The sequence below is a fragment of the Paenibacillus farraposensis genome, from assembly GCF_020736845.1.
Lineage (GTDB): Bacteria > Bacillota > Bacilli > Paenibacillales > Paenibacillaceae > Paenibacillus > Paenibacillus farraposensis.
Window position 1 is genome coordinate 24,580 of the sequence record NZ_JAFFQR010000101.1, and the last position, 26,528, is coordinate 51,107.

Here is a 26,528-nt window from a genome sequence, read left to right on the forward strand (position 1 = left end):
GCTGAGGCTTCTTTTTCGGTTTACATGTAACTATTTATAAGCATAAAGGGGTGCCTTTTTTGTTACAAGCACTTATTCAGGCTTTTACGAAGGATGCTGATTACGCATCCATTGCAGCAGGCATATCTTCGGGCATGAAGGAACAGCTGATATCGGGCCTGTCCGGCTCTTCCAGACAGGTACTGATGGCCGCGCTAGCTGAAGATACTGGACGACCGTTAATGGTCATGACGCACAATATGTTTTCCGCGCAAAAAATAGCAGATGATTTGCAAGAAGCGCTTTCGCCTGATCAGGTTTTATTATACCCTGCTAATGAACTGGTAGCTGCTGAAGCAGCGATATCCAGCCCAGAGACACTATCCCAACGAATTGATGTATTAATACGATGCACCCAGGGGTTTCGTGGGGTTGTTGTTGTGCCGTTTTCTGGTGTCCGTCGTTTACTGCCGATTCCAGAAACGTGGCGTGAGGCTCATGCCGAGCTGAAAGAAGGCGAGACGATTCAACTGGAGTCGTTTTTGCTACACATGGTTGAAATGGGATATCAGCGTGTAGAACGTGTAGAGTCACGTGGCGAGATGAGTGTACGCGGAGGAATTATTGATTTCTATCCGATGACAACCCGTTGGGGCTACCGTGTCGAGCTGTTCGATGATGAAATTGACTCCATCCGTATGTTTGATCCGCTAGATCAGCGTTCAATAGAGAAGGTGCAGAGCGTTACCATAACGCCGTGCAAGGAAGTTATTGCGAGCAATCAACGTATGGATCAGGCTGCGGATGCCGCTGCGATTCTGCTAGAAGAGCAACTGGGCAAAATGACCGACCGTCAAGCCAAGCAGCATCTGAAGGAAGAGATCCATCGAGAGATTGAGCTTCTGCGGGAGCACGTATATTTTGACGAAATCTATAAATATATCTCCCTGCTGTATCCTGAGCGCAAAACATTGGCCGATTATATGCCGGAGGACACGATCCTGGTAATAGACGAACCAGCGAGAATGCTGGAAACGGCCAAGCAACTGGAACGGGATGAGTCTGAATGGAATTTGCACTTGCTTCAGAACGGTAAAACATTACCGCAGCTAGAACTATCGGATAACTCGGACAATCTGTTGTACAATCGGAGATTTCAGACATTGTTCATGTCCATCTTCCTCCGTCAGGTGCCTCATACCCATCCGCAGAATATTTTGAATTTTATTTGCCGTGGTATGCAGGATTTTCATGGTCAAATGAACGTACTCAAGGCAGAAATGGAACGTTGGCGCAAGGCAGGCACACAGGTGATGATGCTGGCCAGCGGAGATGAACGGCTGGATCGGATGCGGCGGGTGCTTGAGGACTACGGGATTGAAGAGCCTGCCATGGCTATTGGCAATCTGCAGAGCGGCTTTGAGATGCCTTCCATTCATTTGGCGGTCATTACCGAAGGGGAAATGTTCTCCCAGAAGCAGCGCAAAGCGCGTAAGCACGGCCGCCATATGGACAATGCCGAGCGGATTAAGAGCTATAGCGAGCTGAAGGTGGGCGATTATGTCGTACACCAGAATCACGGGATCGGGAAGTACATGGGGATTGGTACGCTGGAAGTTGGCGGTATCCATAAGGATTACATGCACATTCTCTATGCAGGTGGCGATAAGCTGTCTGTACCGATTGAACAGATTGATCTAATTCAGAAGTATGTTGGCTCGGAGGACAAAGAGCCCAAAATTTACAAGCTGGGCGGCAATGAGTGGACACGGGTTAAAAGCAAGGTACGCAGCTCGGTTCAGGACATTGCCGATGATTTGATCAAGCTGTATGCAGAGCGCCAGTCGGCGCCGGGGTTTGCTTTTGAAAAGGATTCGCCGGAGCAGCAGGAATTTGAGGATATGTTCCCGTATGAAGAGACGCGTGATCAGGTGCGGGCCATTGAAGAAATTAAAAAGGACATGGAGCAGAGCCGTCCGATGGATCGCTTACTGTGCGGCGATGTAGGCTACGGCAAGACCGAGGTCGCCATTCGCGCTGCGTTCAAGTCTGCGATTGAAGGCAAGCAGGTAGCGGTGCTGGTACCGACGACGATTTTGGCACAGCAGCACTATGAGACGTTCCGTGAACGTTTTTCTGGATATCCGTTCAACATTCAGGTATTGAGCCGTTTTCGCTCGCGCAAAGAGCAGAACGAGACGACCAAGGGGGTCCGACAAGGTACGGTTGATATTGTGATTGGTACCCATCGTCTACTTTCACAGGACCTCGTGTTTAAGGATCTGGGGCTGTTGATTGTCGATGAAGAGCAGCGATTCGGCGTAACACACAAGGAAAAGCTGAAAAAGCTGAAGACGAACGTAGACGTATTGACATTAACGGCTACGCCTATTCCGCGTACGCTGCATATGTCCATGCTGGGTGTGCGTGACCTGTCGGTCATTGAGACACCGCCGGAAAACCGTTTCCCGGTGCAGACTTATGTGGTTGAACACAGCCAGACGCTGGTACGCGAGGCTATTGAACGTGAGATGGCACGTGGTGGACAGGTGTACTACCTTTACAATCGTGTGCAGGGCATTCAGGAAATGGCTGCAGAGATCAACGCGCTTGTGCCGGATGCCAAGGTGGGTGTGGGTCACGGGCAGATGTCCGAAACCGAGCTGGAGAAGACCATTTTGGACTTCCTGGATGGAGAATATGATGTATTGGTCAGCACCAGCATTATCGAAACCGGAGTCGATATCCCGAACGTGAATACGCTTATAGTGCATGATGCCGATAAAATGGGGCTATCCCAGCTTTATCAGCTTCGTGGTCGTGTAGGCCGTTCCAACCGGATTGCCTATGCGTATTTCACATACCAGCGGGATAAGGTGCTGACTGAAGTGGCGGAGAAGCGCCTTCAATCCATCAAGGAGTTTACGGAGCTGGGCTCCGGATTCAAGATTGCAATGCGCGACTTGTCCATTCGCGGAGCGGGTAATTTGCTGGGTGCAGAGCAGCACGGATTCATCGCATCCGTCGGTTTTGATCTTTATTCGCAAATGCTGGCAGAAGAAATTAACAAACGTAAGGTCAGTATGCTTGGGGAAAAAGACATATCGAATCGGAATTGGAGCACGTCGATTGATTTGAGTGTCGATGCTTACCTGCCCGGAGACTATATCTATGATAGTATTCAGAAGATTGAGATTTATAAAAAGGTTGCGGCAATCAGTACCTTTGACGAGGCTGTCGAGCTGGAGGATGAACTGGTCGACCGGTTTGGCGATCTGCCGGAGGCTGTACGTCATCTGCTGGCCGTGGCTCGTCTTAAGATATATGGACGTATGTACGGTATCGAGTCCATTGTCCAGCGGGATGACAACATGGTGTTGAAGTTCCAGGAAGGACTCCAGCAGGCGATACAACCTGCCAAATTCGCCGAAATTGGCAATCGCTTTGAAAGACGTGTACAATTTGAACAGGGAACTTCTATGAGCGCACATATAAAGGGTAGAGGTCTAAATGATGCACAGCTGCTAGAACTACTGGAGGAATTTTTGAGTGCATTGAAACAAGCATTCACATTGAAGGAGGAACTGCAAGATGTCTCAACTAAGTAAAAGGAAGCCTTGGAGAATGCTCTCCTTGGGAATTGCAGCGTTGCTGGCCATATCCGTGCTGGCCGCATGTACGAAGCAAGCTAATGAGAGTAAGGTCAACGAGGAGCCGAAAGACAGTAGTAAGGCTGTCGTGACCTATACGGGTGGAACTATTACGGAAAATGAATTCAACCAGGAAATCAGCATGATGAAATTCCTGTACCCGGAATACGAGGCTGCGTTAGCTTCGGATCAGGTACGGGAGCAAATTGCCAAGCAGGAAGTGGTGTACAAGCTTCTGGCTGCCAAAGCAGACGACAAAGCCAAGGAACAGGGCGCCAAGCAAGGGAAAGAACAGCTCGAACAGTATAAAAAGTCGGTTGGAGAAGATAAGTTCAAGAAGTTTTTAAGTGATCAAAAGCTGACTGAACAAGGTGTACAGGATTACTTTACACGCGTCATGACCGTCATCAACAGTGAAACCAATAAAGTAACAGACGATCAGCTCAAGCAGGAATTTGAGAAAAATAAAGATCAATTCACGACAGCAACGGTCCGCCATGTGTTGATTAATTTCGAAGATCCAAAAACAAAGAAACCGCGCAAAAAAGAAGATGCCCTCAAACTGGCCAAAGAAGTGAAGGCGAAGCTGGACGGAGGGGCGGATTTTGCGACGATTGCCAAGAAATATTCAGAAGACCCAGGCTCTGCGTCGAATGGGGGGCTGTATGAGAATGCATCCGTTGCACAATGGGTACCTGCTTTTAAAAAGGCAGCCGAAACCCAGCCGATTAACAAAATCGGTGATCCGGTGGAAACGGAATACGGATATCACATCATCAAGGTGGAATCCCGCAATGAGCCAACGTTCGACAAACTCAAGGACAATGAAAAGGCTGCCCTGAGAAACAAACTGGCCGGGGAAAGTATCCAAAACTTTACCGAAAATGATTTGGCAAAGCTTAATTTGAAATTCAATCTGCCGAAGGCACCTGCTGCAAAAGAGAAAAGCGGCACGACTCCGGGCGCAGGTAGCGGGGCTGCGCCAAGCGGAACAACAGGCAGCACCAGTGATACCCAAGCTGGAACCGCTAAAGGCGGGGCTGCAAACCAAGGCAAATAACTGAACATGCATAAGGAATTGGGAACAGATGAATACTATGGTCAGATATCACCATAAGCACCATGACCGTGACGTTCTTCGTGACTGCTTCCAGGGGAGTGGAAGTGTCGTTCGATACCGTCAGTAGTTTTACTAAATTCTTCTTTGGAAAGTGGGGCAACATGTGAAATGAAAGCTACTGGTATAGTTCGCCGGATTGATGACCTTGGGCGTGTAGTTATTCCAAAGGAAATTCGCCGCACCTTGAGAATTCGCGAAGGAGATCCGCTCGAGATTTTTGTGGATCGTGACGGAGAAGTCATTTTGAAAAAGTATTCACCTATAGGTGAGCTTGGTGATTTCGCCAAAGAATATGCTGAGTCCCTGTTTGAGAGTACAGGCCATATTACGATGATTTCCGATCGGGACACCATTATTACGGTGGCTGGAGGCTCCAAAAAAGAGTTTTTGGACAAACCAATCGGCAGCATTATCGAAAATAGTATGGACAACCGCAAAACGGTGCTGGAAACATCCAGCGGCTCCTACGAGCTAACCCGTGACCACGAAGAAACAATCTCGTCCTTTGTGACGGCTCCCATTGTTTCAGGTGGGGATCCTATTGGTTCCGTTATTTTACTGAACAAGGATGAGAGTGTAAAAATGTCCGAAATGGAGGTCAAAATGGCTGAAACGGCCGCTGGCTTCCTGGGCAAACAAATGGAACAATAATACCGTTTCATCCCTGTATAGCGCACAGGATGGCGAAAGCCGTTCTTCGCTGTACAGGGCTTTTTTTCTTTCCGGGGGAAGAGGCGGTATAATAGGAATCATAAGAGATGCATATTTCAGGTAGGAGTGGAGACGGGGAATGCAGGAGAATCGCACCGCTGCGCGGTTGCTACGGGGGGCTGTCATTTTGACATTGGCGGCGGTAGCGAGCAAGCTGATCGGTACATTGCAAAAGATTCCGCTACAAAATATCGGCGGCGACGGTGTGTTTGGTATTTACAATACGGTCTATCCTTTTTATACACTGTTCATTACCATTGCGACTGCTGGATTTCCGGCAGCGGTATCGAAATTTGTAGCTGAGTATGAGGCGGTGGGGAACAGGGCAGCAGGACAGCGTGTAGCCCGGCTGTCTTCGCTCGTATTGGGCATTTTTGGTTTGATTCTGGGAGTGCTCATGTATACGTGTGCGCCGCTGATCGGTTTGTGGATCGATAATGCTCATGTCATTCTGTCGGTGAAGGCGGCGGCATTTGCCTTTTTGTTCGTGCCGGTTATGGCAGGGCTGAGAGGGTATTTTCAAGGCTTGCAAAATATGATCCCGACCGCTGTCTCTCAGGTGATGGAACAGGCGGTACGGGTAAGTGTGATGATCATCTTGCTGCTGTTCATGCTGTCACACGGAGCGGGAGCGGATATGATTGCCGCCGGAGCTGTGTTTGGCTCAGCTGCTGGCGGTGCAGCGGGTCTGATCGTCATGCTGCTATTCTGGCGTAACCACAGGCAGAAGCTCAAACGGCAGGAGAGGCTCTCTGAGCAGGCTTCCCAGGCCATTAGGCAGGCTGTGGGAGGAACGACAGATGATTTGGCTAGCAGCGGCCGCGCGGTCATATCAGGGGTGTTGGAAATTGCTGCCGGGACAGCACAGGAGCAGGCTGGTGAAGCTCACCGAACGGAGAGCTACGGTTCTTTGCTAAAGGAATTGCTGCGTTATGCCTTGCCTGTCTGCCTTGGAGCGCTGGCCGTTCCGTTAATTAACCTGGTGGACACGTTCACTGTCCCTCGCTTATTAAAGCAGGAGGGCCTGGACGATACGGCGGTGATGGTCGCCTTCGGCATCTATAACCGCGGTCTTCCGCTGGTACAGCTAGTCATGATGTTCGCCACGACTCTGTCGGCATTGTTCATCCCATCGCTGGCCGAGGCCCGGGTGACCGGCGGCACGGAGCTGGCTCGTCGCCAGTGCGAGCAATCACTGCGCTGGTTTTGGCTGCTGGGACTGGCCGCGGCGACAGGCCTGATCGTGCTGGCCGTCCCCATTAATGTGCTGCTGTATGCGGACGATACCGGCAGCGTGGTTATGCGCTGGATGGCGCTGACCGCCGTAGGCGGCACGCTCAGCATCATCTCGGCAGCGCTGCTGCAAGGGCTTGGCGCAGTTCGCGCGCCAGCTCTGGCGATGCTTGCCGCCGCCGTCGCCAAGGCGCTGCTGAACTGGCTGCTTGTGCCGCAGCTGGGCACGGCGGGAGCCGCCATCGCAGGAGCCGCCGCCTATCTGCTGGCGGCGGCGATCAACATCGCGCTGCTGGCCCGCCTCGTAGGGCTGCGCAGGAGCTGGTCCGCCAGCGTGCTCAAGCCGGCGGCCCTGCTGATCGCCCTGGCCTGTGCGGCAGCAGCGGCGTCGTGGGGCACTGGCGCTGTGCTGAGTGCCTTGGGCTCTGCTGCCGGGAGCCGTGCCACGGCAGCGGCGGAAAGCCTGCTGGGCGTAGCTGCAGGCGCCGTGGTATTCGTGATCGGCCTCGCTCGCTTGAGGCTGATCACGGAAACCGAGCTTGCCGCGGTGCCCAAGCTCGGACGGCCACTCGCAGCCGCGCTGCGCAGGCTGCGCGTACTGGCGTAGCCTTGGCTGTTCGGGGTAAGAACGAATGGCCATTTTATGAGCCTGCACAACTTTGTGGTATATTAAATGCCGAAGCAAAGGAAGCGGAAGCAGGATTGCCAGAAGCAGGATGCCGCCAGAAGTAGTATGCTAAAGGTGTATTTGGGCGCATGGGCCTGTTTTTTTGCGAAACGGAGGATTGGATATGAGCGTAACATTAACGGTCGTCGGCCTGGGCTCGGGAGATCCGGATCAGCTTACGATCGGGATATTGAACAAAATGCGGAGCGCTTCAGCGCTGTACCTGCGCACAAAGGAGCATCCGGCGGTTAAGGTGCTGGATGAGTTTGGAGTGGCATTTGAGTCGTTTGACACGGTGTATGAGACAAGGGGTTCTTTTCCAGAAGTATACGAGGAAATTACCAGTCAATTGATTGCAACGGCGGTTAAGGCGACAGATGGAAGCGAAATTGTCTATGCAGTTCCAGGTCACCCGATGGTGGCGGAAGCCGCGGTGCAGCTTCTTAAGGAGCGTTGTCCTGCCCAGGGCGTTGAACTGAACATTCTGGGCGGCGAAAGTTTCCTGGATGAAGCTTTTGTGCGACTTGGTTTTGATCCGATAGAGGGTTTCCAGTTGCTGGATGCAAGCACGCTGGAAGCCAGTTGGCTTCAACCGCAATTACACACGTTAATCGGACAAGTGTATGACACCTTTACTGCTTCCGATGTGAAGCTATGCCTGATGGAACGTTATCCTGACGATTATGAAGTGTATGTTGGCCATGCCCTTGGCGTGGAAGGCGAGGAAGCGGTGCATAAGGTGCCTCTGTACGAGCTGGACAGGGTGGAGGGTTACGGAAACCTGTCTCTGGTGTACATACCTCGTAGCGAGGATGAGACGCTTAAGCGGCGGTCTTTTGACCGTCTCCACGAAATTGTCGATATTTTACGCAGTCCGGAAGGGTGTCCATGGGATCGTGAGCAGACCCACCAGTCCATCCGCAAAAACTTGATCGAAGAAACGTATGAAGTTATCGAAACGATAGATGAGGATGACCCCGAGCATATGAAGGAGGAGCTGGGCGATTTGCTGCTGCAAATTTTGCTGCATGCCCAGATGGAAGAGGAAGTTGGAACCTTCAATGTGTATGACGTGATCGAAGGATTGAATGATAAGCTCATTTTCCGTCATCCGCACGTATTTGGCAACAACCAGGCGAATGACGCGGAAGAGGCGCTGCAAAATTGGGAGCAAATGAAAGCGGAGGAAAAACGGCTCAAAGGAACAGCGTCTGTGCAGCCTTCTGTACTTGACGGTGTTCCGCGTGATCTCCCTGCGCTTATGAAATCGTACAAGCTTCAGAAAAAAGCAGCAAAAGTAGGCTTTAACTGGGATGGCATTGAAGGTGTATTTGACAAACTGGATGAAGAAGTGGCTGAATTAAAGGAGGCCGTCCGCGAAGGACATTCCCTGGAGGCACAGTTGCTGGAGCTGGGTGATGTGTTATTCGTTGCTGTGAATGCCGCTCGATTTATGGGAGTAGATCCCGAGGAGGCGCTGTCTGCTGTCAATCGAAAATTTGTCAGCCGATTCCAGTATATTGAGCAGAGATTGCGCGAGCAGGGGCGTCGTCCCGAGGATAGCAGCGTAGAAGAAATGGAAATCTACTGGCAGGAGGCAAAAAAGCAGCTTGACGGAGCTGATGGCACGTCCTTGTGAACATTAAGTCGGTTAGGAAGCATGCCTGGTTTGTGGAGACTTGCCAATGGGGAGCGTTTTGTAGTAGGATGTTGGCTTAACTGGGGTCCAATAAAAAAAGCCTGTCATTGCAGGATTTTTTGGGACAAGCCAGAATAACTTGTAGTAATTCTGAAAATAACTGTAGCTTATAGGGATACGTGTTACAGTTGGATTCAGAAGAGGCTTCGGCCAAAGCTTGACCTCACGTCTGATCCATATGTGGACATGCAGCGTGATGATTATTTTTTGACATTTGGGAGGCTTTTATCTTATGAACAAAACAGATCTGATCAACAATATTTCCAGCAAAAGCGGTTTGAGCAAACGTGACGTTGAAGCTGTATTGAATGGTGTTCTTGGTGAAATTACAGAAGCACTCGCTAGCGGTGACAAAGTGCAGCTGATCGGCTTTGGAACTTTCGAAACACGCAAGCGTTCCAGCCGTACAGGCCGCAACCCGCAAACTGGCCACACGATTGAAATTCCAGAATCGACCGTTCCTGCTTTTAAAGCCGGTAATAAGCTTAAAGAAGCCGTTAACTAATGCGTCTTGATAAATTCTTGAAAGTCTCGCGGCTGATTAAGCGGCGTACCGTAGCCAAGGACGTCTCCGAACAGGGCAGAGTGCTGGTGAATGGGCGCGAAGCCAAGCCGAGCAGTGCGGTCAAAGCAGGCGATGAAATCACCGTCCAATTTGGCCAGAAGCTGGTGACTGTGCGAGTGGAACGGCTCGCCGACACTACACGCAAGGACGAGGCTGCAAGTATGTACACTTTGGTGAAAGAAGAGCCTATTGCCAGGGAAACTGGTTTGAACTGGTAAGCAGGCTAACGGATTTTCTCATCAAGCTGTACATGAAAGCACTCCTTCATCATCCTATGAAGGGGTGCTTTTTTACTTATAATGAGGAGCTTCCTGCTTCAAGGCATGCTGATATAGAGCAAAAGCAGTTCTAAATCGTATCATCCCCCTCATAAGCTAAGAACAGAAGGAGGGGTACATGCCATGATTGAACAAGGGAAGCCCAAACACCATGATTTGCACATGCAAAGCCGAAAGCAGCTTGATATTTCAGGCGTCAGCAATGTGGAGAGCTTTGACAGCGAAGAGTTTCTGCTTCAGACTGAGCTGGGTCATCTCACCATTCGCGGACAGCATTTACATATCAAAAACCTCAGTCTGGAAGAGGGGTTGTTGTCCATTGAAGGTCAGATTCATTCCCTCGTCTACCTGGAGCCAGGGGCCCAGGCCAAAAATGGAAAAAGCCTGTTCGGCAAGCTCTTCAGATGAATCCTCACACACAATGGTTGACATTGATGTGGATGCTGCTGTCGGGCATGGCAATGGGAGTGGTATTTGACAGCTACCGGGTACTGTCCATCCGCTTTCATTTTGTCCGCTGGAGCATTCATATGTTAGACGTACTGTATTGGGTGGCCTCGGCGCTGTTTATTTTCCGTGTGCTGTACGCGAGCAATCGCGGTGAGCTGCGGTTTTATGTCTTTTTAGGACTACTTTTGGGGGTTTGTCTCTATTTTTGGGCCTTTAGTGTTACAACCCAACGTTTTGTGGTAATGTTATTAGAGATCGTCCGCAGACTAGCGCTGATCGTAAACAGCATCCTGCGCATCCTGATTATTCATCCGGTGTTGCTGCTGTATCGGCTGGTATGCAGGCTGATTAGATGGACGTTGGCACTTATCGTGTTTTTGGGAAGGATGCTGATCTATATCCTGATGCCGGTTTGGAAGCCGATTCTATGGATGGTCGGTCCGCTTAAAGCGCGCTTTAAGATTCCGGCGTCACTCGTACAGCTGGGCGTTAGATTGAAAAACACAGCAAAAAGATGGTTTGGAAGGAGGTAGTATCATGCGTAATTCGTCTGTAGATCGCCATTCATCTCCTACGTCCAAGTCCTACGCGGGCGGGCGCAGGCGAATCATGATTTGGTTGCTATCGCTTGCCGCCTTTGGTAGTTGGGCCATTTTCACCTTTTTTTCTCAAGGAATGACTATGGCTGATCGAAATGAACAGCTCATCCAGAAGGAAAAACAGAAGCAAGCTGCTATACAAACAGAACAACAGCTTCAGACTGAAGTGAATCGTCTTAAAGACCCTGAGTATATTGGAGAAATTGCCAGAAGCAAGTACGGTCTCTATAAACCGGAAGAAACGCCGATTATCGGAGATCAGAAATAGGATCATAGTCGGGTCATTGCTTAGTTGACCTTAGTTCCGCCATTTTGTATAATCAAATCACCACAGCGGGATTTTCTTGCGAAAAATCGGTTGTATATTTTAAGGGAGGATCATTTTATTCTATGGCAATTGAAGTGGGCACCAAGTTAGAAGGCAAAGTGACAGGCATCACGCATTTTGGAGCATTTGTGGATTTGTCTGGAGGTGTCACGGGTCTCGTTCACATCTCGGAAATCGCCGATAACTACGTGAAGGATGTTAACGATCACCTGAAGATTAACGATATCGTGACGGTGAAAGTCATTAATGTTGACAAAGATGGCAAAATTGGACTTTCCATTAAGCAAACAATTGACAAGCCAGCAAGTGAAGCCCGTCCACCAAGAGCTCCAAGACCGGAGCGCACAGGGGGAACAGGTGGAGGAGACCGTTTCGGCGGTGGGGGTTCAGGCCCAAGTCAGGGACGTGGTGGTTTCAACCGCGATCGTGGAGGCCGTTCTTTCAAGCCTGCACCGAGTAAAACTTCATTTGAGGATAAAATGTCACGCTTCCTGAAAGATAGTGAGGAACGCATTTCGTCGCTGAAAAAGAACACCGAGGGTAAACGCGGAGGGCGCGGCGCGAAGCGGGTTTAGTTCACTTTGACAACCGTATCAACCATACACGGAAACCGTACAGTCGAAAGACTGCTACGGTTTTTTTGCGTTTTACCGACAACACATGAGGCATGCAAGCGCTATGGAGGGGGATTGAGGCCGCCGAAATACTACGAGCCTATGATGAGAATTATGATTTGTTGAACAATCGAGGAGCAATTGAACTGGAAAGTGCATGTTTTTTTTGTCGTGTTCACATATTCGTCCGACAAACTCCAACGGTTTTCCGTCTATCTTCTGTGCAAATCGCTAGTTTGGACGTAGTCATGGACGACAGGGAGAGGCTGTGCAAGTGAAGAATTAACGTAACTTCCATCTGCTTCCATACGCTTGTGGCCTGATCTTCAGGCCGCTGCTCTGTCCTTTCGCACAGAACGTTTTTTTGTCGGAAATTTCTTGGAATAAGGCGTGAGGTTCTGACAAACTTTCTCAATCATTCCGGTTTAAGATGGGAGCATCAAATTGATGAGGGGTGCCTGACGCATGATGGAGAAATGGAACGTAGTACAATTTCCGGGGTTGAAATCTAGAAAGTCCAGATCCAAAGAACGTACGAAAGGTTGGCCTTCCAGACTCAAGAAGCGGCTGGATTCACATAAAGCGGTGCAATGGGTAATGGCGCAAAAATGGATGCTGCTATTGTCGGCTATGGGGCTTTTGCTGGGACGTGCCACGATTTTGGACGAGCTCTCTCCTTTTGCCCTCGCTTACTTTGCGGTCATCACATTCCTGCGCCGTGATCTGATGCTGCCTGTAGCTCTTTCCGTATTGGCAGGCAGTGTGTTGGCTCCATATCCATCGCTGTTCATGATTGGCGGCGAGCTGGTTGTATTTTATTTCTTGCTCCGCGGGCTGCGTGCCTTTGATCGTCTGGAATTAAGCTACGCTCCGCTGATGGTGTTCCTGTCTGTGTTCATGGTCAATTTATTTAGCGCCGTGATGGCTCCGTCCTTCACATGGTATGAACTTGTCATTGTGGGAACCGATGCGGTTCTCAGCTTTATGCTTACGCTGGTGTTCACGCAGGCAATTCCATTGTTTACGTACCGAAAAAAGACAAGCCAGCTCAAGAATGAGGAAATTTTGTGCCTTATTATTTTACTGGCTTCTGTTATGACAGGAGCGGTCGGATGGGCCGTCCATGCACTATCGGTCGATCATATTCTGTCAAGGTATTTGGTGCTGGTGTTTGCTTTGGTAGGAGGCGCTTCACTAGGTGCCTCGGTTGGCGTGATTACCGGTTTGATTTTAAGCTTGGCCAATATGTCGGCGATTGTGCAGATGAGCTTGCTTGCTTTTGCAGGTTTGCTGGCAGGGATGCTGCGTGAAGGCCGAAAAGGTGCTGTTGCACTCGGAATGCTGTTGGGCTCTTCCATTTTGACGATCTATCTGGATGGGACCGGAGATGTGCTGACATCGACTTGGGAGAGCTGCACGGCCATTCTATTATTTATATTGACTCCAAAAAGTTTCTTTAAAGCGGTTTCTACCTATGTTCCCGGCACGCAGGACCACGCCAAGTCCCAGCACGAGTATGCCAAAAGGGTTCGTGACCTCACCGCAGAACGGGTAGCGAAGTTTTCCCGCGTATTCAGCCAGCTATCCCGCAGCTTCCATCAGATATCCGCGGGTGAAGGCGCGAAGCCGGACGGTGAAATTGAGCATTTTATGAGCGCTGTAGCGGAAGGGACGTGTGCCTCCTGCTTCAAATGTGAGCAGTGCTGGGATGGGAAGTTTATGCAAACTCATCAGTATATGACGGAAATGATGAGCGTCATTGAGGAAAACCCGGATCTGCAGCCGGAGCAGATGCCGTCGCAATGGAACAAGGTATGCGCCAAGACAAGCGCTGTACTGCAGGTGATGAAGCAGCAGTATAACCTCTATCAGCATAATATGCAGTGGAAGCGCCAAGTATACGACAGCCGTCAGCTTGTTGCTGAACAGCTATCGGGTGTATCACAAATTATGGACGATTTGGCGCGGGAAATTCAGCGGGAAGGGCAGACGATGCACCGGCAGGAGGAGCAAATACGGGAAGCGCTGGAGCGGCTCGGTCTGTCTATCCATTCGATTGAGATTATTAATCTGGATGCAGGCCAGGTCGAAATCGAGATTGTCCATGCCTATACAAGGGGATTCGATGAATGTCGGAAAATCATTGCGCCATTGCTGTCGGACATATTGGACGAGCATATTGCCGTGATATGTGAAACGGCGGCAGATCACCACCAGGGTCTGGCTACCGTCACGTTTGGCTCTGCCAAGACGTATGAGGTTGCCACAGGAGTAGCAAGCGCGGCCAAAGGAGGGGATTTTCTCTCAGGAGACAGCTATAGCACGATGGAGATAGGGAACGGGACCTTTGCTGTCTCCCTGAGCGATGGCATGGGAAATGGAGAACGTGCACAGCAAGAGAGCAGCGCAGCCCTTCATATTTTAGAGGAATTGCTGCAATCGGGTATGGACGAAAAGCTGGCCATCAAGTCGGTCAATTCCGTCCTGATGCTGCGATCACCAGAGGAAATGTATGCCACCGTCGATATGGCGCTGATTGACCAGTATACAGCCCGAACAACCTTCATGAAGATTGGGTCTACGCCAAGCTTTATTAAAAGAGGGGAGGAGGTCATTCCTGTATCCGCCAGTAATTTGCCCATTGGCATTATACAGGATATTGAGGTTGATTTGGTGTCGTTTCAGTTGCAGCCAGGCGATATTCTCATCATGATTACCGATGGTATCTACGATTCGCCGGGTTATGCGGTCAACAAGGAAATATGGATGAAACGCATGATTCAGGAAATTGAAAGTGATGATCCGCAGGAGCTGGCCGACTGCTTGCTGGAACGGGTTATCCGTTACCAGCAAAATCAAATCTATGACGATATGACAGTGGTCGTTAGCAAAATCGATCATTACCGTCCGGAGTGGGCAACCCTTCATGTACCGGGAATGAGCTGGCTGGAGCGTCCACGGACGGTGAGCTAGACTAACATTGCCCGGGAAATTTCTTTCTCGTTTTTAAAAATCCGCATTCTTCGTTTGAATCGTTCCGGAATAGGCAAAGATGGAATCTATCGGAATAGATTAAGAGGAAGCGGAGGTCAAAAAGCAATGAAGCAAATTTTGATCATTACAGACGGATGTTCCAATGTAGGTGTCAGCCCGGTCATCGCGGCTGCTCAGGCCTTACAGGAGGGCATTACAGTGAACGTTGCGGGAGTCATAGATTATGGGACAATTGGCGAGCTTGGCAGTACGGAGATTCGGGAAATTGCCAAAGCAGGGGGAGGGTTCAGCCAAATCGTAGGCACAAAGCAGTTGGCGCAGACCATGCAGATGATGACACGTAAAACGGTGGTTCAAACCATTCAGCAGGCGGTTAATAGAGAGCTAACGCATATATTGGGCGAGGGCGGCGCCCGGCATATCGGTGAGCTGCCTCCCGCAAAACGAGCTCAGGTAGTTGAGGTGATGGACGAGCTGGCAGAGACCAGCGCTTTGGAAATTGCTTTGCTCATTGATGCTAGTGCGAGCATGAGGCCCAAGCTGCCTGCTGTAGAAGACAGCATTCGCGACCTGCTGCTTAGTCTACAGTCTAGGAGTGGACTTAGCCGTATATCTGTATTTCATTTTCCGGGGGGGCAAATGGGAGCAGATGCGGTTATGGATATCGGTTGGACTTCTGAGCTTAGCCAGATCAAATCCCTATTCGGACGTCTGCGGATGAAGGGAGCGACGCCGACGGGGCCAGCCATTTTACAAGTGATTGATTATTACCGATATGTTACACTAGAAGAACAGAAAGATATGGAAGAATACTATAATAAAGGAGAAGGGATGCTCGGTGACTACGTCGTCTGATCCCGTTCTTGCACCCGGAACGGTCATCAAGGGCAAGTGGAAGCGGAGCAGCTATGTCATTCAGCGCTTGTTGGGCCGGGGAGCGAACGGAACCGTATACTTGGTAAAAGAAGCGCAGGCTGATCGGCAATTTGCCTTGAAAATGGGAAGAAACACGCTGGATATGCAGTCGGAGATTAATGTGCTGACTACATTACAGTCTCAAGGGACCAAGGCTGTATTTCAGAAAAACGGGAATCCTCCCTTTTTGTTTGAAGTAGACGATGTAGTGTTGCACAGCGGGGAAATCCCCTTTTACGTCATGCGATATGTCAAGGGTGACCCGCTTCATCGTTTTGTGGCAGCCAAAGGGGCGGAATGGTACGGTGTAGCGGGGACCGGTATCCTTAATCGTCTGGCGGAGCTGCATCAGGCGGGATGGGTGTTTGGCGATGTGAAGCCGCAAAATATTTTGGTCAATGCCTATGGAGAAGCCGAATTGATTGATTATGGTGGAGTATCTCTTGCAGGCAGGAGTGTGAAACAATATACAGAATGGTATGACAGAGGTTTCTGGAATGCTGGCAACCGAAATGCCGATCCCCAGTATGACCTGTTCGCCTTTGCTCTTCTAACAATTCATATATTGGAGGGGGAATTGTTAAAGGCGGCTGCGAGCAGGCTGCCGCAGCTGCGCAATACGGCAGAATTGACGGTCATTATCCGCCGCAGCCGTGTATTGCGTCCCTATGCGGAGTGGCTGCTTGCCGCAGTACACGGGGGTTTTTCCGATACTCGTGCAGCGGCTCGATCCTGGTCGCGTCTGGCTTCTGCACATGTCAGGCAATCGTCGGCCAAACGAGGGAATCCGCGCTGGCTGGGATATGCTTTTACGGTCTCGCTTTTGCTGCTGGCTGGGGCGCTCTGGTTGGCGCTACGGTAGCAGCATGACTTACATAAGATAACAGATGATCATTTTTTACGGTCGGGAGAAAAGAGGGTCGTAAATGGGAACAACCAAACCGACCGGTGTTGTACAGGAAGTGCTCGCCCTCGCGCGGGAGCATTCACTGTGGAGCCCCGGAGACTGCATTGTGGTTGCTGTATCCGGTGGGCCGGATTCGGTGGCCCTTTTGCACATTTTACATAAAATATCCGTTACACATATGCCTTTACAACTCATCTGCGCTCATGTTCATCACGGATTCAGGCCAGAGGAATCGGATGCCGAGGCTGAAGAGGTACATAGCATAGCCCAAAAGCTTGGGCTTCCGTTTGAAATGATTCGAGTTGATGTACCCGTCTATATGAAGAAAAGCGGAAAAGGCCCACAGGAAGCAGCCCGCGATCTACGCTATGCCTTTCTGCATGAAACGGCTGCAAAATGGGGAGCGCAGCATATTGCAATGGCCCACCATGGAGACGATCAGGCCGAAACGGTCCTCCTGCATCTTCTCCGCGGCAGCGGTCCGGCGGGCCTGGCGGGTATGCGATTGGCACGAAGGGAAAAAAATGTGCAACTCATTCGCCCGTTGCTACGTATGTACAAGGCTGACCTGATTGAGTTTTGCAACTTTTATGGCCTTTCCTATGTGACGGACAGCACGAATTTAACAACCAAATACCGCCGCAACGCTATCCGCATGGATGTGCTTCCTTTTTTGGGGCAATATAATGAGCAACTGGCACTATCCCTCAACCGGCTGGCGGAAACGATGGCTGAAGAAAATGATTTTATGGAGGAATCTACACTGGCAGTCTACGAGAAATTGGTCCGCCTGGATAACGGTAGGCACATGTTTTCTGTGGCTTCCTACCGCAAGCTGCCGGTTGCTTTACAACGGAGGTTGATTAAACTAATATTAAATTATCTGCCTTCGGACAGTGATAATTTTGATTTTCGTAAAATTGAGACCGTTCGGCTGAGACTTCTTCAGGAACAACCGTCTACGTGGAGTTTGGACTTGGGCGGTGGTGCGGTTGGAGTGCGTGAATATGACCAAGCGGGTTTGTTTGACCAATCGCAAGGATTTGCGGGCGAATGGTGCTACGGACTAAACGTATTGCCTATGTCTGGCGAGCTAGAATTGCCTGAGGCAGGTGGTGTACTTCGGTGGCGCAAAACCTCCTATTCGGATGGATTCTATCCGGCGAATGAGGAGGAAGCGTGGTTTGACGCAGATGAATTGAAGCTGCCGTTAGTCGTACGATCACGATTACCTGGAGATGCCATGCATGTTATGGGATTAAACGGAAGGAAAAAGGTGAAAGATATTTTCATTGATGGAAAAATTCCTCCTTCGCTGCGTTCCGTTATTCCCATTGTTTGTGACCGCTCTGGAGCTATTCTCTGGATTCCGGGCGTGCGGCGTTCCGTACATGCCGCTGTGCACAAGCACACGTCTTCGGTTATATACATGTCATGGCAAAGACGGGATATTCCAGGCCACCGATAATCGCGCAGGGACGGCTTTCATAGTTAAACTTAGGAGGTTTACACCGTTGCAAAATGATATTCTGGAAGTATTGATCAGCGAAGAAGAGATTCAGAGTAAAATCAAGGAATTGGGTGCACAGCTCAGCGTAAAATATGAAGGGAAGAATCCATTGGTGATCTGCGTGCTGAAGGGCGCGTTTATCTTTATGGCTGATTTGGTTAAATCCATCACAGTGCCGCTAGAGCTTGATTTCATGGCTGTATCAAGTTATGGAGTGTCCACGAAGTCCTCGGGAGTTGTTAAAATCATTAAAGATTTGGACGCATCCGTTGAAGGACGTGACGTTCTGATTGTCGAAGATATTATCGACAGCGGCCTGACGCTAACGCATATGATTGAACTGCTCAAGAATCGTAATGCGAAATCGGTATGTGTCGTAACCTTGTTCGACAAGCCTGCACGCCGGGCCGTTAATCTGGAAGCGGATTATACCGGATTTACGCTGCCGGATGCATTTGTTGTCGGCTATGGTCTGGATTATGCCGAGCACTACCGGAACCTCCCATACATAGGGATTTTGAAGCCGGAAATCTACACCAGCTAATCTCAGCCTCCGGTCCTAGGACTAAATAAGACCCTTTGTTGAGAAGGACTTATAGGCTATGGTAAAATAACTAAAGTGTCTCGAGAGGAGGTAGGGGATGAATCGGTTCATCCGGAATTCTGGTTTTTATTTGATTCTTTTTTTAGTTGTGGTGGGTATCGTTCAGTTTGTTAACAACAGTAACGAAGCCTCCGATCTCCCTAGATATGACCAATTACGGCAAGAGGTTAAAGCTAATAATATCTCTAAAGTAACGGTCCAATTTGACGGTTACGCCTATCTGGTAACCGGTGCATATAAGAAGCAGCCGGCTACTGCTAAATCCAATAATTTTTCCGTCTATATTCCGCCAACGGATCAAGCGCTAAGCGAACTGGTTAACGCCAGCGAAGCGAACGGGTTCGAATACGTACAGAAGAAGATGGAAGGCGAAAGCATCTGGCTGACGTTTTTGACTTCTATTATTCCTTTGGTGATCATGTTCCTGCTGTTCTTCTTCCTGTTTAATCAGGCACAGGGTGGCGGCGGTAAAGTTATGAACTTCGGCAAGAGCAAAGCCCGTCTTTATAACGAAGAGAAGAAGAAGGTTACCTTCGAGGACGTGGCAGGGGCTGACGAAGAGAAACAAGAGCTTGTCGAAGTTGTAGAATTTTTAAAGGACCCGCGCAAGTTCGCAGCTGTGGGCGCCCGTATTCCAAAAGGGGTTCTGTTGGTAGGCCCACCGGGAACGGGTAAAACACTCTTGGCCAGAGCTGTTGCAGGTGAAGCAGGAGTACCGTTTTTCAGCATTTCGGGTTCTGATTTTGTAGAAATGTTCGTTGGTGTCGGTGCTTCCCGTGTTCGCGATTTGTTCGAAAACGCGAAGAAGAACGCGCCATGTATTATTTTCATTGACGAGATTGATGCCGTTGGGCGTCAACGTGGCGCCGGATTGGGCGGCGGCCACGATGAACGTGAGCAGACGCTTAATCAATTGCTCGTAGAGATGGATGGATTTGGTGCGAATGAAGGCATCATTATCGTAGCTGCTACGAACCGTCCGGATATTCTGGACCCGGCATTGCTGCGTCCGGGACGTTTTGACCGTCAAATTACGGTTGATCGTCCAGACGTTAAAGGCCGCGAGGCTGTACTGCATGTACACGCACGCAACAAACCTTTGACGAAGGATGTTAAATTGGATGTAATTGCAAAACGCACAACAGGATTCACAGGTGCTGATCTGGAGAACCTGCTGAACGAAGCTGCCTTGCTGGCAGCCCGTCGCAACCGCAGAGATATTACGATGCGGGAGGTAGATGAAGCCATCGACCGTGTAATCGTAGGTACAGAAAAACGCAGCCGCGTAATCAGCGACCGCGAGAAACGAATTGTTGCTTACCATGAAGCAGGCCACACGATTATTGGTTACTTCCTGGAGAACGCCGATATGGTTCACAAGGTAACGATCATTCCGCGTGGACGTGCTGGCGGATATGTCATCATGCTTCCTAAGGAAGATCGCATGCTGACTACCAAGCAAGAGTTGCTGGACAAAATTACGGGATTACTGGGTGGACGTGTATCCGAGGAACTGTTTATCGGTGAAATCGGTACAGGAGCCTACAGTGACTTCCAGCAAGCAACAAGCATTGCGCGCAGCATGATTGTAGAATATGGTATGAGTGAGAAGCTTGGTCCAATGCAGTTCGGCACTTCCCAAGGCCAGGTATTCCTTGGACGGGATATCGGTCATGAGCAGAACTACAGTGATCAAATCGCTTATGAGATTGATCAGGAGATGAATCGCTTCATCACTGACTCCTATGAGCGTGCCAAAGAACTTCTGACCAAGCATTCCAAAGAGGTTCATCTGATCGCTCAAACCCTGCTGCAGGAAGAGACCTTGGAACTTGAGCAAATTAAACGTTTGATCGAGACCGGTTCTTTGGACGGCAGCACGAATGAGGGAGAAGGAACACCGGAAATTGGTGAGCCTGTGATCGACAACATTGGAGACGTTCGTATACGTATTCAAGGCAAGGATGATGAGCCTAAAAATACTACGGATCAACCGAATGATATCCCTAATCTGCAAAAGCCAGAGGATGATAACAATTCGGGCAATGCTGGTGGCACTCCACCGACAACAACCTGATCGTCAGGTAATAGTTAAATAAATGGATGATAAGCTCCGGGGAACCAGTAACATTGGTTTTCCGGAGCTTTTTAAAATATGGGATATTATGGATGGAGTGATTTGACAGACCGAGGAACGTTGTGTACATTTATTTTAAATAAACGGCTGCTCTATTCTTAACCTATTCAAGGCAATAGCCGTGCAAGTGACTTTCTATTTTTGAACTTATACCGTGAGCGCATACTGTACAATCTATGGTGTGCGCTATTCTCTGTGAAATCAGGTGAAGGCATGATTCCAAGATATATAGTTGATTTTGATGCTTCAGAATTGACGCAATTGGAAGCTGACGTGTTAATTATCGGCTCGGGCATTGCAGGGTTATATACGGCGATTAAGGCCGCGGAGAATCGGAGCGTGTTGCTGATCACCAAGAAGGCCTTGATGGAAAGCAACACGCGTTATGCGCAAGGTGGCATCGCTGCTGTCACATCGGGCGAGGATACACCTGCTTCTCATATGCAGGACACCTTCATTGCTGGTGCGGGCCTATGTGAACCAGAGGCCGTGCGGGCGCTTGTTCATGAGGGGCCTGATGGCATACAGGAGCTAATACGATTGGGGACGGCATTTGACCGGGAGAATGGCGAACTTGCCCTGACACGGGAAGGCGCACATAGTCATCGGCGCATTTTGCATGCCAACGGAGATGCTACCGGGTATGAAGTGGTTCGTGCATTGTCTGAGCAGGTTGTAGCCCATCCCGCTATTCAAGTGTGGGAAGAGAGTATGGTCATCGATCTGCTGACTGAGCATGGCGAATGTATCGGGGCTCTCGTCCAAAAGCCGGATGGTGAAAGATGGTATGTGACTGCTAACGCCACGATTTTATGCTCGGGAGGAAGCGGGCAATTATTTCGCTATACGACCAACCCCGATATCGCAACCGGTGATGGGACTGCTATGGCATATCGTGCAGGAGCGGCTGTACGGGATATGGAGTTCATTCAGTTCCATCCGACGGCGTTGTGCCATCCGGGTGCCCCGCGGTTTCTGATATCCGAAGCCGTGCGTGGAGAAGGGGCTGTGTTGCGCAATATTCACGGAGAACGATTCATGGAGCAATATGATTCCCGGCAGGAGCTCGCACCCAGAGATATTGTAGCCCGTGCGATCGTTCATGAAATGGAACGTACACAAGCTGCATTTGTATATCTGGATATTACACATGAGCCGTCTGAGCGGGTTAAGCAGCGTTTTCCAACGATCTATCGGACATGCCTATCCTTCGGTTTGGATATGACGACAGACTGGATTCCGATTGCACCAGCCGCGCATTATATGATGGGCGGCGTTCAGACCAATTTGTACGGGGAAAGCACGATTGCGCGCTTGTTCGCCTGCGGCGAAGTTTCTTCCACAGGCGTTCATGGAGCTAACCGTTTGGCGAGCAATTCATTATCTGAAGCGATCGTATTCGGCAGCAGAATTGCCCAGCGGCTGCATTCATTGCCACCGCTAGCTGGCCGTACCTTAATAGCATATAATGATAACCGTGCAGAGCTTCGGTCTTTGTCGGTCGTGGAGGAGCGGCGCAAGCTGCAAAAAACCATGGTTCGTTATGCGGGGGTTCACCGGCATGGCGAAGGGTTACAAGCAGCGTTAGATGCGCTGCATGCCCAGCTGTCTGTTTTTAAGGCTGTGATTACCAGCCAGGAAGAGATGGAATTTGCCAATTTGCTCACCTGTGCTTTGTTAGTGACAGACGGTGCCCTATTACGTGAGGAGAGCCGAGGGGCCCATTATCGTGAGGATTTCCCGAAGACAAATGATAGCGTATGGCACAAGCATGTTCAGCAGCGGCGCGAGCAAGGCATAACGGAGGAGTGTGTTCATGACATTTAATAGTGAGCATTATGGAGAGTTTAGCGGATATCAGGAGGAACTGTTGGCACAGATTCGCAGCTGGCTGCGTGAAGATACCGGTTCAGGCGATGTGACCACGCGCTGGACCATTGAGCAGGGACACCAGTCCAAGGCTGTCATTCATGCCAAGGAGCCCGGCATTGTTGCAGGCTTACCTGTGGCCGCCCTCGTATTCCAGATCGTTGATCCTTCCTTGTCGTTCACTCCGCTGGTGACTGATGGACAGGCGATCGATAAGGGAAGCATTCTGGCTGAAGTCAATGGAAGTACCCACGCGATTTTAACCGGGGAGCGACTGGCCCTCAATTTGCTCCAACGGATGTCCGGCATTGCAACGCGGACGCAATCTTTTGTAGAGCGATTGCATGGACTGCCTACCCGGCTGGTGGACACACGTAAAACAACACCAGGACATCGGCTGCTGGAGAAATACGCGGTTCGTGTAGGCGGCGGCTCGAATCATCGCTTTGGCCTCTACGATGCTGTTATGATTAAGGATAACCATATCAAGGGTGCGGGCGGTATTGCACAGGCGGTAAGCCGGGCGCGTGCCCATATTCCGCACACTATGACCATTGAAGTAGAAACAGAAAATATGGACCAGGTTCAGCAAGCTCTCGATGCCGGGGCGGATATTATTATGCTGGATAACATGTCCATTGAGAATATGAAGGAAGCCGTTCGTTACATTCGTGAACGGGCTCCCCATGCCAAAACGGAAGCCTCAGGCAATGTATCGCTGGATACGGTGCGTGCGATGGCTGAGAGCGGTGTAGATGTAATTTCTGTAGGCAGGCTGACATATTCTTTTGATAATCTGGATATCAGCCTTGACCTTAACGCGAAGAAAGCTAGGTGACACCCATTGATTCTTGTAGTGGATGTAGGTAATACCAATATTGTTCTGGGGATGTACAAGGAAAGCGAGCTGCTGCATCATTACCGGATCAGTACCTCCCGACAGACAACCGCTGATGAATACGGCGTACTTATACATAATCTTTTTGGTATGGGTGGCGTATTAAAGGATGACATTCAAGGGGTTATTATTTCCTCAGTTGTTCCGCCGTTAATTCGTGTAATGGAGGAAATGTGCGACAAATACATAGGCAGAACGCCGTTAATCGTCGGACCGGGAATCAAAACCGGTCTTAACCTGCGCTATGAAAATCCGCGTGAAGTAGGGGCAGACCGAATTGTGAACGCAGTAGCTGCTGTTGAGCAGTTTGGCGGGCCGCTGGTTGTGGTGGATTTTGGCACAGCAACGACGTTTGATTGTATTGATGATAAGGGAAACTATTTGGGTGGAGTGATCGTGCCGGGTATCGGAATTTCAACCGAGGCACTGTATCAACGGGCTTCCAAGCTGCCTCGCATTGAGCTGGAGAAACCGAGGAAGATCATTGGGCGCAATACCGTTCATGCCATGCAAGCCGGGATTATATTCGGTTACGCGGGGCAAGTAGACGGCATTGTGAGGCGTATTAAGGAAGAAATGCAGGCGGAGCCTACCGTGATTGCAACCGGAGGCCTGGCTGAGCTCATCGCGTCAGAGACAGAGAGCATTCAGAAGGTGCTGCCGATGTTGACGCTCGAAGGCCTGCGAATCATTTACCAACGTAACGCTGAATAAAAAAGTGGATATAAGCTGCCGCTAAGGCCAGCCGATGATATTATCGGTTTGGATTGGCGGCGTTTTTCGTCAATACTGAAATGTGTTACGATTTTGAACGATTCGCGTGAATTGTCAGCGCAGGTTGTGTATATAGAGAAATCATGTTTAGTTGTGCCGAAACACAAACAAAATGAAGCAGCATAGCTGCCCTGGATAATAAGGAGGATATCAATATGGAACAGAAACAGGATCGGCTTATTCGTGGAACAGCCATGGATGGAAGGGTTAGAGCTTTTGCTGTTCGGACAACACAACTCGTAGAAGAATTGCGGAGAAGACATGATACTTACCCTACTGCCACCGCTGCTTTGGGGCGTACACTCACGGCAGGTGCGATGATGGGCTCGATGCTAAAAGGCAAAGAGCGACTGACCATCCAAGTGAAAGGTGACGGCCCGATTGGGCAGATCGTCGTTGATGCCAATGCTTCAGGCGAGGTGCGAGGCTATGTTACCGAACCGCATGTACATTTGCCAAGCAATAGCATGGGCAAGCTGGATGTTGCAGGTGCAGTAGGTACAGAAGGCTTCATTCATATTATCAAGGATTTGGGGTTAAAAGAACCCTATCGCGGTAGTATTCCGATTATTTCTGGTGAACTGGGTGAGGACTTTACCTATTATTTTGCCAAATCGGAGCAGACACCATCGGCAGTGGGCTTAGGTGTTTTGGTGGATACGGACAACTCCGTTATTGTGGCAGGCGGTTTCATTGTTCAGCTGCTTCCGGGCTTGAATGATGACGAGATTACCGCTATTGAAAATGCAGTTGGTTCCATTCCCCCAGTTACAGCTCTGCTGGATCAAGGATTGGAGCTTGATGAAATGCTGCGTTGGATGCTGCCGGATGTTCGGATTCTCGACGAGACGGATATTCATTTTCAATGTGAATGCTCACGGGAACGTGTAGAGAAAACATTAATCAGCTTGGGGCAAAGTGAATTAGAACAGTTGATTGAGGAGGAGGGGCAAGCCGAAGTTGTATGCCACTTCTGTAATGAGGCTTATCAGTTTAACAAGGAAGCCTTGCAAAGTCTGTTAGATCAGGCCAAAACTTAACCGGACGGGCGGGTGGAAGCGATGACTACACGGGAGAAAGGGTTATGGGCAGCTGTCATTATCCTGACCGTTAGCGTCGCCGCCTTGGGTGGTTTGATCATGCTTCGGGGGCTATCAAAGCCGGGTGATATAATCAAGGATGACGACGATCATACTGTGGCGGAGATCGGTCAGGAAGGCATATCTGAGGAACAATGGGTTGCGGAACTGAAGAAGCGATATGGAGCCAATACGCTGTTGCAAATGCTGAATCGTAAGGCCGTACAAGCTGAAACTAAGCGTCTTGGGATTCAAGTTACCCAAGGAGATTTACAGCAGGTGCTAGAGCAAGACAGTAAAGGGTATGCCTCAGAACAAGCTTATTTTGAGGAAATGCAGCAGCAGTTTGGTTTGGGTCCGGTTGATTTGCGGAATGAAGCGAAATACCGGATTGGGTTGGAGAAAATAGCCACGCAGGGCATTCAAATTGGAGAAGCCGAGGTTGATCGGTATTGGAAGGAGCATCCCGAAGAATTTGCTGCTGGCAAGCAGATCAAGCTGGCAGTTCTTTATGTGGCAAAAGCCGAGGAAGCAGAAGGGATGCTGGCGCGGGTCAAACAAGGAGAACAGTTTGATGCGCTGATTCAAGAACATTCAGGGCAGCACCTGGGGAATAATACCGGCGGACAGCTGGGATGGGTAGATGAGTATGACCCCTTTCAACCGGAGGCGATTATGAAGGCAGCGAGAGAATTAACCCCTGGGGATGTGGCGGGTCCCATAGCTGTTAACGATGGCTATGCTGTTATTTTTGTGGACGATATTCGTCTGAAGGCTCCCCCGGATAAAGAAGAGATTCGACAGCAAATCCGCCGCTCTCTTGCGCTTGCACAAGCAGCTCCTTTGGAAGAGGTTGAGAAAAGCCTGCGTGATAAATATGGAGCTCGTATTTTATCCGAACAGGATAAACCCTCGGCTTCATTATGAACATGGCGAATAGTGAGTTGG

The 26,528-nt window shown here is 49.9% G+C and carries 22 protein-coding genes; all 22 read left to right on the forward strand.

Annotation, left to right across the window (positions count from 1 at the left end):
- The first annotated feature begins 59 nt into the window (after positions 1-59).
- A complete protein-coding gene (gene mfd / locus JO375_RS16060; protein WP_229525411.1) occupies positions 60-3,587 on the forward strand; it encodes a transcription-repair coupling factor in 3,528 nt (1,175 codons plus the stop codon).
- On the forward strand, positions 3,571-4,689 hold the full coding sequence (locus JO375_RS16065; RefSeq protein WP_229525412.1) for a peptidylprolyl isomerase: 1,119 nt from the start codon (positions 3,571-3,573) through the stop codon (positions 4,687-4,689). The genes mfd and JO375_RS16065 overlap by 17 nt, the downstream gene beginning before the upstream one ends.
- A gap of 168 nt (positions 4,690-4,857) precedes the next feature.
- Positions 4,858-5,400: a stage V sporulation protein T gene (spoVT, locus tag JO375_RS16070; protein ID WP_229525413.1), complete on the forward strand. Its 543-nt coding sequence runs from the start codon at positions 4,858-4,860 to the stop codon at positions 5,398-5,400.
- Positions 5,401-5,539: 139 nt separating this feature from the next.
- Entirely contained in the window at positions 5,540-7,300 is a 1,761-nt protein-coding gene (locus JO375_RS16075; RefSeq protein ID WP_229525414.1) for a putative polysaccharide biosynthesis protein, read from the forward strand.
- Between the two features lie 184 nt (positions 7,301-7,484).
- A complete protein-coding gene (gene yabN / locus JO375_RS16080; protein WP_229525415.1) occupies positions 7,485-8,999 on the forward strand; it encodes a bifunctional methyltransferase/pyrophosphohydrolase YabN in 1,515 nt (504 codons plus the stop codon).
- Between the two features lie 292 nt (positions 9,000-9,291).
- A complete protein-coding gene (locus JO375_RS16085) occupies positions 9,292-9,564 on the forward strand; it encodes an HU family DNA-binding protein (RefSeq protein ID WP_229525416.1) in 273 nt (90 codons plus the stop codon).
- The gene (locus tag JO375_RS16090) at positions 9,564-9,842 is read left to right on the forward strand and encodes an RNA-binding S4 domain-containing protein (protein WP_229525417.1); all 279 of its coding nucleotides are present in this window, start codon (positions 9,564-9,566) and stop codon (positions 9,840-9,842) included. The genes JO375_RS16085 and JO375_RS16090 overlap by 1 nt, the downstream gene beginning before the upstream one ends.
- Positions 9,843-10,025: 183 nt before the next feature.
- Positions 10,026-10,310: a sporulation protein YabP gene (gene yabP / locus JO375_RS16095; protein WP_229525418.1), complete on the forward strand. Its 285-nt coding sequence runs from the start codon at positions 10,026-10,028 to the stop codon at positions 10,308-10,310.
- Positions 10,307-10,885 (forward strand): spore cortex biosynthesis protein YabQ, encoded by a 579-nt coding sequence (gene yabQ / locus JO375_RS16100; protein ID WP_229525419.1) that lies wholly within the window; start codon positions 10,307-10,309, stop codon positions 10,883-10,885. The genes yabP and yabQ overlap by 4 nt, the downstream gene beginning before the upstream one ends.
- 4 nt (positions 10,886-10,889) lie before the next feature.
- Positions 10,890-11,219, forward strand: coding sequence for an FtsB family cell division protein (locus JO375_RS16105; protein ID WP_229525420.1), 330 nt, complete (start codon positions 10,890-10,892; stop codon positions 11,217-11,219).
- 122 nt (positions 11,220-11,341) lie between these two features.
- The gene (locus JO375_RS16110) at positions 11,342-11,854 is read left to right on the forward strand and encodes a S1 domain-containing RNA-binding protein (protein ID WP_229525421.1); all 513 of its coding nucleotides are present in this window, start codon (positions 11,342-11,344) and stop codon (positions 11,852-11,854) included.
- A 504-nt stretch (positions 11,855-12,358) separates the two neighbouring features.
- Complete coding sequence (gene spoIIE, locus JO375_RS16115; protein WP_229525422.1) at positions 12,359-14,866, forward strand: stage II sporulation protein E; 2,508 nt, start codon at positions 12,359-12,361, stop codon at positions 14,864-14,866.
- Positions 14,867-14,992: 126 nt separating this feature from the next.
- On the forward strand, positions 14,993-15,742 hold the full coding sequence (locus JO375_RS16120) for a vWA domain-containing protein (RefSeq protein WP_229525423.1): 750 nt from the start codon (positions 14,993-14,995) through the stop codon (positions 15,740-15,742).
- A complete protein-coding gene (locus JO375_RS16125) occupies positions 15,726-16,664 on the forward strand; it encodes a protein kinase domain-containing protein (protein ID WP_229525424.1) in 939 nt (312 codons plus the stop codon). The genes JO375_RS16120 and JO375_RS16125 overlap by 17 nt, the downstream gene beginning before the upstream one ends.
- A gap of 64 nt (positions 16,665-16,728) precedes the next feature.
- Positions 16,729-18,177, forward strand: coding sequence for a tRNA lysidine(34) synthetase TilS (gene tilS / locus JO375_RS16130; RefSeq protein WP_229525425.1), 1,449 nt, complete (start codon positions 16,729-16,731; stop codon positions 18,175-18,177).
- Between the two features lie 46 nt (positions 18,178-18,223).
- The gene (hpt, locus tag JO375_RS16135) at positions 18,224-18,763 is read left to right on the forward strand and encodes a hypoxanthine phosphoribosyltransferase (RefSeq protein ID WP_229525426.1); all 540 of its coding nucleotides are present in this window, start codon (positions 18,224-18,226) and stop codon (positions 18,761-18,763) included.
- A gap of 97 nt (positions 18,764-18,860) precedes the next feature.
- Positions 18,861-20,900 carry an ATP-dependent zinc metalloprotease FtsH gene (gene ftsH / locus JO375_RS16140; protein WP_229525427.1) on the forward strand — a complete coding sequence of 680 codons (2,040 nt, stop codon included), beginning with the start codon at positions 18,861-18,863 and terminating at the stop codon, positions 20,898-20,900.
- Between the two features lie 273 nt (positions 20,901-21,173).
- Complete coding sequence (gene nadB, locus JO375_RS16145) at positions 21,174-22,787, forward strand: L-aspartate oxidase (protein WP_229525453.1); 1,614 nt, start codon at positions 21,174-21,176, stop codon at positions 22,785-22,787.
- Complete coding sequence (gene nadC / locus JO375_RS16150; protein WP_229525428.1) at positions 22,777-23,667, forward strand: carboxylating nicotinate-nucleotide diphosphorylase; 891 nt, start codon at positions 22,777-22,779, stop codon at positions 23,665-23,667. Before nadB ends, nadC begins: the two co-directional genes overlap by 11 nt.
- 6 nt (positions 23,668-23,673) lie before the next feature.
- Positions 23,674-24,441, forward strand: a complete 768-nt coding sequence (locus JO375_RS16155; RefSeq protein WP_229525429.1) for a type III pantothenate kinase — start codon at positions 23,674-23,676, stop codon at positions 24,439-24,441.
- Between the two features lie 215 nt (positions 24,442-24,656).
- Positions 24,657-25,541 (forward strand): Hsp33 family molecular chaperone HslO, encoded by an 885-nt coding sequence (gene hslO, locus JO375_RS16160; protein WP_229525430.1) that lies wholly within the window; start codon positions 24,657-24,659, stop codon positions 25,539-25,541.
- Positions 25,542-25,562: 21 nt separating this feature from the next.
- Positions 25,563-26,507, forward strand: coding sequence for a peptidylprolyl isomerase (locus tag JO375_RS16165; protein WP_229525431.1), 945 nt, complete (start codon positions 25,563-25,565; stop codon positions 26,505-26,507).
- Positions 26,508-26,528: the final 21 nt, after the last annotated feature.

Coding starts and splice junctions, on each gene's coding strand:
- JO375_RS16120 (WP_229525423.1), top strand. CDS start 14,993: ATGAAGCAAATTTTGATCATTACAGACGGATGTTCCAATGTAGGTGTC.
- spoIIE (WP_229525422.1), top strand. CDS start 12,359: ATGATGGAGAAATGGAACGTAGTACAATTTCCGGGGTTGAAATCTAGA.
- spoVT (WP_229525413.1), top strand. CDS start 4,858: ATGAAAGCTACTGGTATAGTTCGCCGGATTGATGACCTTGGGCGTGTA.
- JO375_RS16065 (WP_229525412.1), top strand. CDS start 3,571: ATGTCTCAACTAAGTAAAAGGAAGCCTTGGAGAATGCTCTCCTTGGGA.
- tilS (WP_229525425.1), top strand. CDS start 16,729: ATGGGAACAACCAAACCGACCGGTGTTGTACAGGAAGTGCTCGCCCTC.
- JO375_RS16105 (WP_229525420.1), top strand. CDS start 10,890: ATGCGTAATTCGTCTGTAGATCGCCATTCATCTCCTACGTCCAAGTCC.
- JO375_RS16165 (WP_229525431.1), top strand. CDS start 25,563: ATGACTACACGGGAGAAAGGGTTATGGGCAGCTGTCATTATCCTGACC.
- yabN (WP_229525415.1), top strand. CDS start 7,485: ATGAGCGTAACATTAACGGTCGTCGGCCTGGGCTCGGGAGATCCGGAT.
- JO375_RS16110 (WP_229525421.1), top strand. CDS start 11,342: ATGGCAATTGAAGTGGGCACCAAGTTAGAAGGCAAAGTGACAGGCATC.
- nadB (WP_229525453.1), top strand. CDS start 21,174: ATGATTCCAAGATATATAGTTGATTTTGATGCTTCAGAATTGACGCAA.
- yabP (WP_229525418.1), top strand. CDS start 10,026: ATGATTGAACAAGGGAAGCCCAAACACCATGATTTGCACATGCAAAGC.
- yabQ (WP_229525419.1), top strand. CDS start 10,307: ATGAATCCTCACACACAATGGTTGACATTGATGTGGATGCTGCTGTCG.
- hslO (WP_229525430.1), top strand. CDS start 24,657: ATGGAACAGAAACAGGATCGGCTTATTCGTGGAACAGCCATGGATGGA.
- JO375_RS16085 (WP_229525416.1), top strand. CDS start 9,292: ATGAACAAAACAGATCTGATCAACAATATTTCCAGCAAAAGCGGTTTG.
- nadC (WP_229525428.1), top strand. CDS start 22,777: ATGACATTTAATAGTGAGCATTATGGAGAGTTTAGCGGATATCAGGAG.
- ftsH (WP_229525427.1), top strand. CDS start 18,861: ATGAATCGGTTCATCCGGAATTCTGGTTTTTATTTGATTCTTTTTTTA.
- JO375_RS16075 (WP_229525414.1), top strand. CDS start 5,540: ATGCAGGAGAATCGCACCGCTGCGCGGTTGCTACGGGGGGCTGTCATT.
- JO375_RS16090 (WP_229525417.1), top strand. CDS start 9,564: ATGCGTCTTGATAAATTCTTGAAAGTCTCGCGGCTGATTAAGCGGCGT.